This window comes from Scytonema sp. UIC 10036 (assembly GCF_009725235.1).
The window spans coordinates 23,312-35,624 of sequence record NZ_WJFC01000045.1; the positions used below are offsets into that span (position 1 = coordinate 23,312).

12 protein-coding genes are annotated in these 12,313 nt (G+C 41.3%); 6 read left to right on the forward strand and 6 right to left on the reverse strand.

Features of this window, described 5'->3' with window-relative positions; genetic code table 11:
- Positions 1-248 precede the first annotated feature (248 nt).
- The gene (glgX, locus tag F7734_RS21705) at positions 249-2,309 is read right to left on the reverse strand and encodes a glycogen debranching protein GlgX (RefSeq protein ID WP_155746608.1); all 2,061 of its coding nucleotides are present in this window, start codon (positions 2,307-2,309) and stop codon (positions 249-251) included.
- A gap of 226 nt (positions 2,310-2,535) precedes the next feature.
- Between glgX and F7734_RS21710 the strand changes: the two genes are divergently transcribed.
- Together F7734_RS21710 and F7734_RS21715 are read left to right on the forward strand one after the other, a co-directional pair.
- Positions 2,536-3,405, forward strand: coding sequence for a hypothetical protein (locus F7734_RS21710; RefSeq protein ID WP_243147012.1), 870 nt, complete (start codon positions 2,536-2,538; stop codon positions 3,403-3,405).
- 449 nt (positions 3,406-3,854) lie between these two features.
- On the forward strand, positions 3,855-4,304 hold the full coding sequence (locus F7734_RS21715; protein ID WP_207714171.1) for a hypothetical protein: 450 nt from the start codon (positions 3,855-3,857) through the stop codon (positions 4,302-4,304).
- A 133-nt stretch (positions 4,305-4,437) separates the two neighbouring features.
- Here the strand turns inward: F7734_RS21715 and F7734_RS21720 are convergent, their stop codons facing one another.
- From F7734_RS21720 to acsF, 4 genes are all read right to left on the reverse strand, one after another.
- Complete coding sequence (locus F7734_RS21720; RefSeq protein ID WP_166482057.1) at positions 4,438-5,034, reverse strand: DUF411 domain-containing protein; 597 nt, start codon at positions 5,032-5,034, stop codon at positions 4,438-4,440.
- Complete coding sequence (locus F7734_RS21725) at positions 5,003-5,593, reverse strand: methylmalonic aciduria and homocystinuria type D protein (RefSeq protein ID WP_166482058.1); 591 nt, start codon at positions 5,591-5,593, stop codon at positions 5,003-5,005. Before F7734_RS21725 ends, F7734_RS21720 begins: the two co-directional genes overlap by 32 nt.
- Positions 5,594-5,858: 265 nt before the next feature.
- Entirely contained in the window at positions 5,859-6,065 is a 207-nt protein-coding gene (locus F7734_RS21730) for a glycogen debranching protein (RefSeq protein ID WP_155746610.1), read from the reverse strand.
- Positions 6,066-6,140: 75 nt separating this feature from the next.
- On the reverse strand, positions 6,141-7,217 hold the full coding sequence (gene acsF / locus F7734_RS21735; protein ID WP_155746611.1) for a magnesium-protoporphyrin IX monomethyl ester (oxidative) cyclase: 1,077 nt from the start codon (positions 7,215-7,217) through the stop codon (positions 6,141-6,143).
- 545 nt (positions 7,218-7,762) lie between these two features.
- Here acsF and F7734_RS21740 point away from each other — a divergent pair.
- From F7734_RS21740 to F7734_RS21755, 4 genes are all read left to right on the forward strand, one after another.
- The gene (locus tag F7734_RS21740; protein WP_155746612.1) at positions 7,763-8,473 is read left to right on the forward strand and encodes a heme oxygenase (biliverdin-producing); all 711 of its coding nucleotides are present in this window, start codon (positions 7,763-7,765) and stop codon (positions 8,471-8,473) included.
- A 229-nt stretch (positions 8,474-8,702) separates the two neighbouring features.
- Entirely contained in the window at positions 8,703-10,085 is a 1,383-nt protein-coding gene (gene hemN / locus F7734_RS21745; protein WP_155746613.1) for an oxygen-independent coproporphyrinogen III oxidase, read from the forward strand.
- Between the two features lie 215 nt (positions 10,086-10,300).
- Positions 10,301-11,587 carry a serine hydrolase gene (locus F7734_RS21750; RefSeq protein ID WP_155746614.1) on the forward strand — a complete coding sequence of 429 codons (1,287 nt, stop codon included), beginning with the start codon at positions 10,301-10,303 and terminating at the stop codon, positions 11,585-11,587.
- A gap of 18 nt (positions 11,588-11,605) precedes the next feature.
- Positions 11,606-11,830 carry a DUF4058 family protein gene (locus F7734_RS21755; protein WP_347566255.1) on the forward strand — a complete coding sequence of 75 codons (225 nt, stop codon included), beginning with the start codon at positions 11,606-11,608 and terminating at the stop codon, positions 11,828-11,830.
- A 101-nt stretch (positions 11,831-11,931) separates the two neighbouring features.
- On the opposite strand, the gene F7734_RS21760 is transcribed toward F7734_RS21755, so the two are convergent.
- On the reverse strand, positions 11,932-12,288 hold the full coding sequence (locus F7734_RS21760) for a hypothetical protein (RefSeq protein WP_155746616.1): 357 nt from the start codon (positions 12,286-12,288) through the stop codon (positions 11,932-11,934).
- Between the last annotated feature and the right edge of the window lie 25 nt (positions 12,289-12,313).

Below are 12,313 nucleotides of genomic sequence, written 5' to 3' on the forward strand. Positions count from 1 at the left end.
AAAAATAGTCAACTATGTGTAACACAAAAAGCTAAGAATGACAAGCTATATTAGTTATATCATTGTACAAAATGATTGCTTGCTCTTACAGATAAGCTTCTGTGATACCGTGCAACGCCGCCAGTAAACGTTGGTTAAGAAAGTCACTAAATATCTTCTCAAAAACGAAAAAGTCCCTAAGAATGAGAACTGGTGGCAGTGTACATACTTTTATCTGAGTGGTGGGTCATAAGCCAAAAGTGTAATGGTTAGTGGTGAGCCATAAGTACTACAGTCGATCGCCCGTGTGCCTGATAAGTCTCTTTCTCAAGAGGAAGCGCGGTTTGGAGATCGCAAAAATCTTCTGGGTTTGGTAACGCAGTATCTACAATGCGATACCATTTGTACCCACTCTCCAAAAGTGGCAGTTCAAACGCGACTGATTCCCAATAAGCATTGAGAATAACGTACAAATGCTCGTGAAACTTTGGGTGACGAAGAGTAAATGCCAAACTGTGCGACTCATAACTCCAATCAGGCTGTCCCAATTGCTTTCCATGCCAGATAATATGTGGTTGGTGGCTACCGTAACTGACTGCTAAAATCTGGTCTTGATGGAAAATTTTGAGTGATTGTGTGAATGAAATGAGTTTTTGAGTAAATCGCAATACCTCAGTATGCTTGTCAATCGCACTCCAATCAAACCAACTTAATTCATTATCTTGGCAGTAAGCATTATTGTTGCCTTGTTGCGATCGCCTTACCTCATCACCCATAAGAAGCATAGGTGTTCCTTGAGACACGAACAGAATAGTTAAAAAATTCTTGATTTGACGCAACCGCAATTTATTAACTGCTACATCATTTGTTTCTCCTTCAATACCGCAATTCCAACTATAGTTGGCGTTAGTGCCATCGCGGTTGTCTTCTCCATTGGCGTGATTGTGTTTGTCGTTATACGACACGAGATCGTTTAGCGTAAATCCATCATGACAAGTGATAAAATTGATACTTCTGTTAGGTTCGCGGTTTGGCTGAGAGTAAATATCGGGGCTTGCCAGAATGCGATTGGCAAGCGCCTTCACCACTCCCACATCGCTTTTTACAAAGCGGCGCACATCATCTCGATAAGGTCCATTCCATTCAGCAAAGCGCTCGCCGACAAAAGCTCCCACCAGATATAGCCCTTCGGCATCCCACGCTTCTGCGATGAGCTTAGTTCCTGCCAAAACCGGATCTGCATCAATCATCAGTAATGCTGGCGGACGAGTCAAGAGTTGCCCTGTCGCTCCCCTAGCAAGTACCGCCGCCAAATCGAAGCGAAATCCATCAATGTGCATTTCTGAAACCCAATAGCGCAGGCAATCTAAAACTAAATTATTTCCCGCTACGCTATCTGCCTTAAAAGTATTGCCACAACCACTATAGTTACGATAAATTGCTCGGTTCTCTCCGAGTATATAGTAGTCCCAATTACTTAAACCGCGAAAAGATAACGTGGGTCCTTGCTCGTCACCTTCTGCTGTATGATTAAATACAACATCCAAAATCACTTCAATTCCCGCCCGATGCAAAGCTTTTACCATGTCGCGGAACTCGTTGACTGGGCTGAGTGGATCGGTACGGGAACTGTAGCCAACGTGAGGTGCAAAAAAGGCGATGGGACTGTACCCCCAATAATTTTTTAGCCCCGGTCGAGCGTCTTCTTTATCGAATTGGTGCGCTGGTAGTAATTCTACAGCTGTTATACCTAATTGTTGGAGATAAGGAATTTTTTCAATTAATCCTGCGTATGTTCCTCGTTTTTCTGGAGACACACTAGAGTTCGGATGTTGTGTAAAACCACTTACATGGAGTTCGTAGATGATAGTTCTGTTATAACGAGTTTTTGGGGGAGCGTCGCCTTCCCAATCGTAGGCACTGCTATCAATGACAACGCCTCTTAAAGCTTGAGCACAGTTGTCACCTGGTTGACTTGCCGCTTGACGGCTGTAGTTTTCCCAGTTTGCGATCGCTTTCGTATAAGGATCGAGCAATACCTTGTTGCCATCACAGCGCAACCCTTGTTCGGGTGCAAACAGTCCATGTCCCCGGTAGGCATAAACTTGTCCGGCTCCAATCCCAGGGACAAAAGCGTGCCAGTAATGAGCTGTTTTGTTTTGTTTGGGATCGAGTGGCAGAACTTGACTTGGTTGAGGGTCGTTAGGGCGATCGAATAGTAAAAGTTCAATTGCAGTGCAATCTCTAGAAAACAAACAGAAATTTACACCACCATCACGGATAGTAGCACCAATTGGGAAGCTTTTGCCCGGTAAAACATCAAATGTCATGTGTTAGGAAGAACCCAATAAATTTTTAATTCCACGCACTACATATCCTATCGTACAGCCAAGAAAACTTCTCTTTCTACACCCGTATTACTGGTTACTGGTTACTGTTTACTGGTCACTGTTTACGTCCTCATAGAATCCTTATGTAAAATTCCTTATACCTACGGATGCAAAAAAATACCACAATCGTGATGCTATAAATATTGCATCAGGGTAACAAGACAACATGGATTTAGCAACCTACTCTACTAACTTAAAGCTCAGCCAACTCCCCAAAGAACTGATAACAGAAGTACAGCAATGTTTAAACGATGGAGGTTACAAAGTCATCATTAATGGCATTGCTGACGCAGCCACAAGGCAGGCATTTGCTGACTTTAAGAAAGCATCATACTTGCAAGATCCTGAATACCTCGGACCGACCACAGCTAAAGCATTACTGAAACTCAAGAAAACCAGTACCGCCCCCCAACCCCAGCCCGGATTAAACTATTTAAGATTAACCCGAACTCCGGCAAAAGACCAGTTTGGTTGCCAAGTCCTTAAACTACAGTATTTTAAAGCTGGTCAAGTGGTTGATGAAATAAATATGCGTTCCGGACAGCCATCAAAGCAGTACTTCCGCAAAGGAGTAGATAGCATCTCTGGCAGTGGCGAACCTCTACCGGAAGGACGTTGGAGAATAGAAAATCTTTTTTGGGCAGGTGGTAAAGATAACTGGAATGCCAGTCACGGCGAGGGTATTGGACCCGTTAGCGTTCCTTTAACTTACGATGGACCTGGCACGACGGAACGATCTGCAATTGTTATTCATAACGACCACAACGCTCAACAAGGAAAATTGGGTTCTGTAGGATGTCCAGTTACGTATCATTTAAATGATATGAAAAAAGTTATAACATGGTTGCGCGACACAGATCCAAGATACTTATACGTTGATTGGAACCTTGGCAGTTGTCCTTCTGTATACGCAGTTTTTCAAGTCTCAAACACACTCCCTCGTCCAGGAGTAGAACTTATAAAAAAGTTTGAAAGCTGTTTCCTTGATGCCTATCCCGATCCACTCTCAGGGAACGAACCCATTACAATAGGTTGACAACTTGAGAAGTACATTTGTACGGTATTATAAGAGATTGTTCAAATGTATGACCAAGACAATTCACGAGCTTTTGCAAAACAAAGAAATCAAAGAATCCGCTCTAAAAAGACTGGAACGATATACCAAAAAGGGGAATTAAATTTGACTCGTCAGCACATAAGACGGATAAAAAATTTCAAGGCAAGAGCAAGTCATTGACTAGCCGTCCTACGTAGCGATGCGTGGGAGTATGAATGGATAAATTGCTGGAAAGTCTAGAACAGATAACCAGCAGCCAAGCTACTGAAGGGCATCAAAGTAGGTAGAAGGTTCAACGCTCAGGGGGTGATAAGCCTAATAAATAATCCCCCCACGAAAATCCATTATCTCTCACCAGATAAAGATATGAGCTGAACTTACTAGGGATAGTAAGAGCTAAAGGATAAAAAGCCTTTAGGATAACAACATTGTGGGGTAGTACTATCAAAGAAGATGGATCGAAATGGCAGCTTGGCGATCGCATCACTCAAGAGCGAGCAGATAAATTATTAATCTCGCAGCTAGGTGCTCGGTACATGAGAGACTTAGAACAAAGCGTTCCTTTTTGGGAACAGATGAATGAATACCAAAAAGGAGCATTGCTCTCCTTTGGTTACAACTTGGGTAGTAAATTTATGACCGAGGGCGATTTTGATTCTATTCGTCGCATCCTCAAAAACAAGCAATGGGAAGAACTACCGGAAATCTTATCCCTTTATCGCAATCCTGGAACCCATGTAGAACTGGGTTTAAAGCGTCGTCGGTATGCAGAAGGGTTAGTTTGGCTGGGCGTTAGCGTAGAAGAAGCCTACCGCAAAGCGATGGCGATCGCACAAATTAGCGATCGGCTATCAAACACATTCCAGTTGCAACGGTAAGAGACCCCCACTCTCGTTCCCAGCCTCAGGCTGGGAATGCCTTACTCGAGGCTCCGCCTCCTGTATCGCTCTGCAGAGCCTGCAGTGCAGCACTCCCAGGTAAAAACACCGGAACGAGTGAGGGTCTGAAGGTTCAATATGATTGATATTCCTGAAAAACTTTAACTTCACCCTTGTTACCAAAAGCTACAACTGCAAATGGCTGTTTTTTGTTTTCTATTTCCATCCCTGGTGTTCCTACAGGCATTCCCGGTACAGCTAAACCTGCAAGAGTAGACTTTTGTTTGAGGAAGCGCTTGATGTCGTTGGCGGGAATGTGTCCTTCCATTAGATAACCGTCAATAATTGCTGTATGACAGGATGCTAACTCTTGAGGTACGTTGTATTTTTGTTTAATGGCTTCTATTTCGTCGGTTTTTATATCTTTGATTTGAAACCCGTGCTTTTGCATATGTTTGACCCAAGCCCCACAACAGCCACAAGAAGGACTGCGATAAACGGTGATTTTTTGGGTTTCTGTATTCGCTTCTATGTCGTTTTCCCAAATGCTGGTATGAGTTACGGATTTTGGGTTACTTGCTACTAGTTGAGAAATATGCCAGGATGCAGTATTTCCTCCCTCTGCTACAGCTACTGTTGCACTGGCAATCACTGCAAATCCAGTCAGAATAATACTTAGTAATACAAAATACACAGGTTTACGAATCCAGGAAGAAAAACGTTTTTGCATTGTTAATCTCTTTTGGTTTCCAATCATGTAAAGGAGCAATACTCTTTATTATCCATTCAAGAACGCTTGGGGGAGCTTCGGATATCAAGATACCGGGATATACTGCTGTCCCCCATTCCGGATGGACTAATACCCGACACCTATTTTGAACGATCGCGTAGTGGAGTAAAGCTTTTACTGTTGCTGTATCGTCGTGATTTTTTTTCCCAGGACGGGAAAGTAAGGGGTAGCCCGTGCGGGGATCGACAAGATCTGTTTGGTAATTGCGATCGCGCAAATTAAATGCGACATCGCAGCCAAACCTCATAAACTTTTCTCGCAATCGTTCTTTTTCTGCTTCTATTTCTGGTGTTGTTTCCAGCAGTTCAAATCGTGCTTCTTGTAAAACAATCGCTATCCATAAAGAAAGCGGATTTTTCCAATCAGGGAATATCTGCTCGCGGTTGGTACAGATGTACTGACTGGGAGAATGAATTGAAATTTGAACAGATTGCCCCATATTACCAACCAAATGAATGGGGCTGACTCGTTCAAAAGTGTAAACTGTTGGGTAGCTCACTTACCTTAATTCGTTTTTTTTACAAGTTTTTTCAATTCATATTTTTTTTGATGATAACTCTTTAATAGCGCAGAAAGTTATCAAATTCTTCTAAAACCCCAGTCCTTATATAAAATTTTTAATAAAAACTTAATTTTTCATCTAAACCTTATCTTTTCTTAACCTACTTCTACATCAATAATTTTGCCTTATCTATTTTGTAGGATCGCCCATTTCATACGGGCAATTTGGCGTAGAGACTAAGCATGGCTAGTCTCTACAAAGATTAATTCAACTTTAAGGCATTGACTGGAACTTCATCCCAAGAATCCACTGTTCGCAATCGCGCTACCCACCCCCATGTTTTTTGCGTCTCAGTCAAGTTTTGCTTAAAGGACTCATGGCAAGCTAACGCTTGGGATTCATCACAGCAAGCAATACAGGCATGGATCATGCCTGATGGATCTATTTGTTCGTTTACCCAAATAGTCATTGTGTTTTTGATACTACATCCGAATTTAATCCCCCTTTAATTTACTCTAGGTTTACCCGGTATGCACGAAGTTTATCAACAAACAACTTCCCGAGAAGATTCAGCGTTAATGGGTTTCATCAAGTAAAGCCGCAACAAATGCCCAAAGATTGAGAGTAGCTTGGGTAGCTTTTGGAAGAATTTGACAATCTGCGGGCGATCGCTTCGCTCGATCAATGCCATTTTAAATTGGATGTCCGAACACTGCTCCAGGCGCTCAAAAAAATCTGGATGCTTTGTATTTAAAATCACAGGAAACGCCCGTGCTGCGGTTTCATTCGTCTTTTCGATGACTTGAACGTTATATTCGTAGGGATTGATTCCAACCGAACGATAAAAAGCAGCCCGTTCAAGCACTGTTAAAGTATGGGTAGCAAATACAGACAAGAGAAAAAAACGGACCCACAAACGAGATTTCCAATTGTTCCACAATTTGGGTTGCGATCGCAGTAACGCTTTAAAGAAATCCCCGTGTCGATTTTCATCCTGACACCAGCTCTCAAAGTAACGGAAAAGAGGATAGAACCGCTTATCTGGATGGGACTCTAAATGACGGAACATAAGAATATAGCGCCAGTAACCAATCTTCTCAGATAGGTAAACCGTGTAGATAATCCACTCTGGTGGGAAAAAAGTATAAGTGCGATTTTTTGTCAGATAACGCAAATCTAAAGAGAGATTGAAATCTGACATTGCCTTATTGAGAAATCCAGCATGGCGAGCTTCATCCCTTGCCATAAAATGAAACGCATCTGCCAAAATGGGATTTCGGTCTTTCAGTCTGCGCGATAACTCTTTAAAGAGAAGAAATCCAGAAAACTCAGATGTACACGAGCGTTCCAAAAACTCAATAAAAGAACGGCGCGTTTCTCCATCTATGTGTTCCCAACTCTGCTCAAACTCAGAATCACGGACAAAATGATGGCGGTTATAGTCAGCACGCAGTTCTTCCACAATAGCCCGTAACTCAGGCTCGTGTGCTGATATATCCATCTGCGCTACAGCCTCAAAGTCAGTGGTATAAAACCGAGGTGTTAACAATGTTTCCTTAACAGGCGCTTTAACACCGGGCTTAAGCAACTCAGGCTCCAAAGTATGAAGAGTCTTAGCCATGAGAATATACAATTGATTAATGTTTTTAAAGTTATCTAACCATAATTTTTGATAAAAATCTATCAATTTTAAAATAATTTTCAAAAAAAATTTAGTAGGTAAGGCTATGCTGCACAAAAGTAGAATATGGTAGGCATTGCCCACCCTACTTGATTTAAATCTACCTATTTTTAGTATAGAAATTCATCAATTTCTGGTCACTGGTCACTGATTACTGGTCACTGATAAAGTTATATATTTGAAAGAGTTGTGAACAAAGTTAAATGCTGTGATTGGCAGTGGTAATTGCTGATACAGTTTTGCTCATAACTGAAAAGAACGATTTGCCCCTAACTTTGAGATTAGCGACAAACTGCATTTAATTCCAGTGAAAAAATGCTTATTGAGTTAACAGGTGAGGAAGGGGCAGTATTAATAGAGGGGCAAAAAATTGCCTGATAAGGTGTAAAAATTCTGCGAAAGTCCTACCAGCTAACAGTTAGCAGCAAACTGTTAACTGATAACTGTTCAACAAATTGTGTATTTTTAACAAAACTGCCACAAAGATGAGTAGTAATCTAGCTCAAAAACTTCGCTGTGGAACACAACAATCTCACGCAGCGATTGAAAATATGGGATTCATGAAATGTTTTCTTCAAGGAGTTGTTGATAGAAGCAGCTTTGCCAATTTTTTAGGTAATTTATATTACATTTATGGTGAATTAGAAGCAGCATTAGAGGAGCATAAAGACCATTCTTTAATTAATTCTGTATATTTTCCAGAACTCAATCGTAAAGCTAATCTGGAACAAGATTTACAGTTTTACTACGGTTATGACTGGAGAGGACAAAGTTTACCTCTAAAAGCGACTCAAAGTTACATAGCCCGGATTCGAGAATTGTCTGCTCGCGAACCCGTGTTATTAATTGGTCATGCTTATACTCGCTATATGGGTGACCTTTCTGGGGGTCAGATGTTGCAAAAAGTTGCTCAATCAGTTTTAAAGCTTTCAGGTTATGAAGGCACATCTTTTTACAATTTTGAGCAAATTCCAGATAAGAGGGCATTTAAGGATCGCTATCGTCAAGCTTTGGATTTATTGCCTGTAGATGAAGGAACGGCAGACAAAATTGTTGCAGAAGCTAATCATGCTTTTCTGCTAAATATGCAGATAGCGCAAGAATTGGAGGAAGGACTTATTAAAACCATTGGTCAAGCAATGTTTAATGCTCTCATCAATGGCAACAACTCTGGTAGTACTGCTAGTAGTTACTAGTGGTTTACCACATTAATTCTGATAGGTAGATCCCCACTCTCGTTCCCAGGTTCTACCTGGGAATGCAGGTCGCGAGGCTCCGCCTCGCACTTCAGGTAGAGCACAGGAGGCGGAGCCTCTAGTAAGGCGTTCCCAGGCTGAGCCTGGGAACGAGGTGACAGCTGTTTAAGTAGGGTGGGCATTGCCCAGCCACCAACCTATCCTTTGTACATCTATTGGAAGCACCTCAATGGTTTTTCAAATTCCTGATGTTAAATTTGATTTGGATATCATCAAAAAGTATGATACCCCCGTACCTAGATACACGAGTTACCCACCCGCTACTGAGTTAACGGAAGAATTTACAGAGAGGGATTTTCAAACTGCGATCGCTGCCTCTAATCAAAGAAAATCTCCTCTATCCTTATATTTCCACATTCCTTTTTGTCAAAGTGCTTGCTATTTTTGTGGCTGTAATGTTGTGATTTCTAACAACAAAAATATTGCTAAGCCTTATGTGGATTATTTGGTTCGCGACATCAAAAAAACAGCTAGCTTAATTGATGCAGATAGAAGAGTGGTTCAAATTCATTGGGGTGGTGGAACTCCTAACTACTTGAGTTTGGAACAAGTAGAACATCTGTGGAAAAATATCACTTCACACTTTGATGTCAACCCTACAGCAGAAGTCTCGATAGAAATCAATCCTCGCTATATTGATAAAAACTATATTTTCGCTTTGCGAGAAATTGGGTTTAATCGAATTAGCTTTGGAATTCAAGACTTTAATACTCAAGTTCAAGCAGCAGTTAACCGCATCCAACCGGAAGAGATGCTGTTTGACGTGATGAACTCCATTCAAGAAGCAAAGTTTGAAAGCGTGAATGTAGATCTCATTTACGGTTTACCCCATCAAACCGTTGAGACTTTTCAGGAAACGCTCAGAAAAACCATCGCACTCAACCCCGATAGGATTGCGGTTTTTAACTTTGCCTATGTACCGTGGCTCAAGCCAGTGCAGCAAAATATCTCACTTGATGCACTTCCAAAAGCAGAGGAAAAGCTAGAAATCCTCAAAATGACTGTTGAGGAACTTACAAACCATCAGTACTTGTTTATTGGGATGGATCATTTTGCCAAACCTAATGATGAATTGGCTGTTTCCCAACGCGATCGCACCTTAAAGCGTAACTTCCAGGGCTACACCACCCTAGCACAAGCAGAACTCTTTGGTCTTGGTGCAACATCTATCAGTATGCTTGAAGATACTTATACTCAAAATCACAAGCAACTGAAAGATTACTATCAAGCAATTGATAGAGGGCTTTTACCAACGAGCAGAGGCATTAAACTGACTCAAGATGATATCCTCAGACGGGAAATCATCATGTGTATCATGTGTCATTTTCAACTTTACAAGCAAGATATTGAACACAAGTACCACCTTAGCTTTGATGAGTATTTTGCATCAGAGTTAGAAGAGTTGAAGCGCTTGGAAGACGATGGACTCGTTAGATTATCGAAAAACCATATTAGCGTTACAGAGATTGGTAGATTGCTAGTCAGAAATATTGCAGTTCTTTTTGATACACATGTGAAGAAGCAAGAAAAGAGATTTTCACGTGCTATCTAAATGTAAAATTGCAAACCAACAGAGCTGCTAATAATTGAGTGATTTGTAGATTGTCGTTGCGAACCAAGCAGGTTAAAACTGAGTCAAAACTTTGTTTGGTAGAAAGTACAGCCAAAATAGTTAACTACACTTGGATGTGGTTTTCTTCCGGACAAGAGTATTAACACCTGGAAAATTTTTGCAAGCCAATCCACTCTCGCTCTAAAGTTACGCAGATGAGATTACGTGTTCTATTACTCAGTGCCATCAGCATTATGCTGCTATCGTCTCCAGCCTTTGGAGCACGTTTGCAGTCTTGGCGCTTCGATCCGGCTAAAAATCAGCTCGACCTAACCACAGACTCTGGAGTCAGACCTCAAGCATTCCTACTCAATAACCCAACCAGACTGGTTATTGACTTACCGGGAACTACTAAATTAAACGATACTACAGTTCGTAAAAGTTTTGGCTCAGCCGTTAGGGAGATTCGTATTGGACAGCCAGACGCCAAAACAACCAGAATGGTGATTGAATTAGCACCCGGTTATACCGTTTCCCCAGAAAACTCACTGGTTAAAGGAGATTCTTCCTCTCACTGGATAGTCAGATTTTCATCCATCGATCGCGCCACACCAGAAAATACGACATCCAGTGAAGAAAAAATTCCCATTGAAATCAGCAACGAATTCACCTTTGCTGGGACTGTGCCACTCAACAAGGAAATGTCACAGATTTATCCTCAGGTCAAAAAATTGATGTCTCGTTACAGCTTTCTTTCACCTGGGATGTTTTTCCTCGATTTAGAAACAGGCAACTATTTAGATATCTATGGGGAAAAGGTATTTCCGGCTGCTAGCACCATCAAATATCCTATTCTGATTGCTCTATTTCAAGATATAGACGCAGGTAAGATTAAACTCAATGAAACTCTGGTCTTGCGGCGCGGTTTGAAGGCTGAAGCTGCAGGTTCAGGAGTCTTGCAATTTAAACCAGTGGGAACCAAACTCAGTGTTTTGGAGACCGCCACTAAGATGATTACTATTAGTGACAATACTGCCACCAACATGATCATTGACCGTTTAGGTGGTAAAGCTAAATTAAATCAGCGGTTTCGGAGTTGGGGACTGCAAAATACTGTTATTCGCAATTTATTAGGTGATTTTAAAGGAACAAATACAACCAGCCCCAAAGATTTAGCAAGGCTGTCGGTCATGATAGATAACGACAAAATGCTCAGTAATACCAGCCGTGCCAAAGTTTTGGGTATCATGCGTCGGGTGCAGAACAGAAGATTGTTGCCATCCGGTCTTGGTAAAGGTGCGACGATCGCTCATAAAACAGGAACCTTAGGAATTATCCTTGGGGATGCGGGTATTGTTGAATTGCCCACAGGCAAGCGTTATTTGGCAGGAATTTTTGTTAAAAGACCCTTTGGTGATACAAGAGCAAGGGAATTTATCAGTCAAGTTTCCAAACTTGTCTATGGCTATATCAATCAACCAAAGTTAACCCAATCGCGCTAGTGGTTCACCACATTGATTTTGATAAGCACTCACCTCGTTCCCAGCCAGAGCCTGGGAACTCCGTTGCCGTTGCGTTCAGACGATGTTGAACCAGTGATAGATTTACAAACATTATTAAGCGAACTATATGACCGCGCTAGTTACGATCTAGTGATAGATTATAGCCTTGAGCCAGTGCCACCATTGTCAGAAGCTAATGCCACATGGAATGATGCTTGGTTGCGGCAGCAAGGACTTCGTTGAATCTCCACACCAGTCGCATAACCGGGAAATTATCCAATAGAAAATTCCAAGCATCATTCGTGAGAAACGAGAAACTTGGTATCTGATACCAAATCCGGTTTTTAACATAAAAACAGACTATCAGTAGATCTGCCTTGTCTCGAAGCAAATTTTACTTGACTCTTCGCAAATCTTATTTGATTCTGAGTGAACATAGCCTTAGCTTGAACACGCTTAAATTCAACTCTAGTGCGTAAAAGATCTAAATCGTTTTTTACCAATTCATCCGTCCGAGCGACAACTATTACTGATAAATCCCTGTCACAATTAACTTTAAGCTCACTTATTTTTAAATTATTTGCTGATTGTTCAATACCAAACTCATTTTTAGTACTACTTAGTAATTCATCAATTTTTTGTAATTGCTGCTCAATTATTTCGATGAGTTCTTGACTGCGTTTTTCTGGGTTAAAAGTCATCAGTTTTATCCAATCTTGACGATTT

Excerpts from the sequence above, each read along its gene's own strand:
- F7734_RS21740 (WP_155746612.1), top strand. The coding sequence starts at position 7,763 with ATGAGTAGTAATCTAGCTCAAAAACTTCGCTGTGGAACACAACAATCT.
- glgX (WP_155746608.1), bottom strand. The coding sequence starts at position 2,309 with ATGACATTTGATGTTTTACCGGGCAAAAGCTTCCCAATTGGTGCTACT.
- F7734_RS21720 (WP_166482057.1), bottom strand. The coding sequence starts at position 5,034 with ATGCAAAAACGTTTTTCTTCCTGGATTCGTAAACCTGTGTATTTTGTA.
- F7734_RS21760 (WP_155746616.1), bottom strand. The coding sequence starts at position 12,288 with ATGACTTTTAACCCAGAAAAACGCAGTCAAGAACTCATCGAAATAATT.
- F7734_RS21730 (WP_155746610.1), bottom strand. The coding sequence starts at position 6,065 with ATGACTATTTGGGTAAACGAACAAATAGATCCATCAGGCATGATCCAT.
- F7734_RS21710 (WP_243147012.1), top strand. The coding sequence starts at position 2,536 with ATGGATTTAGCAACCTACTCTACTAACTTAAAGCTCAGCCAACTCCCC.
- acsF (WP_155746611.1), bottom strand. The coding sequence starts at position 7,217 with ATGGCTAAGACTCTTCATACTTTGGAGCCTGAGTTGCTTAAGCCCGGT.
- F7734_RS21750 (WP_155746614.1), top strand. The coding sequence starts at position 10,301 with ATGAGATTACGTGTTCTATTACTCAGTGCCATCAGCATTATGCTGCTA.
- hemN (WP_155746613.1), top strand. The coding sequence starts at position 8,703 with ATGGTTTTTCAAATTCCTGATGTTAAATTTGATTTGGATATCATCAAA.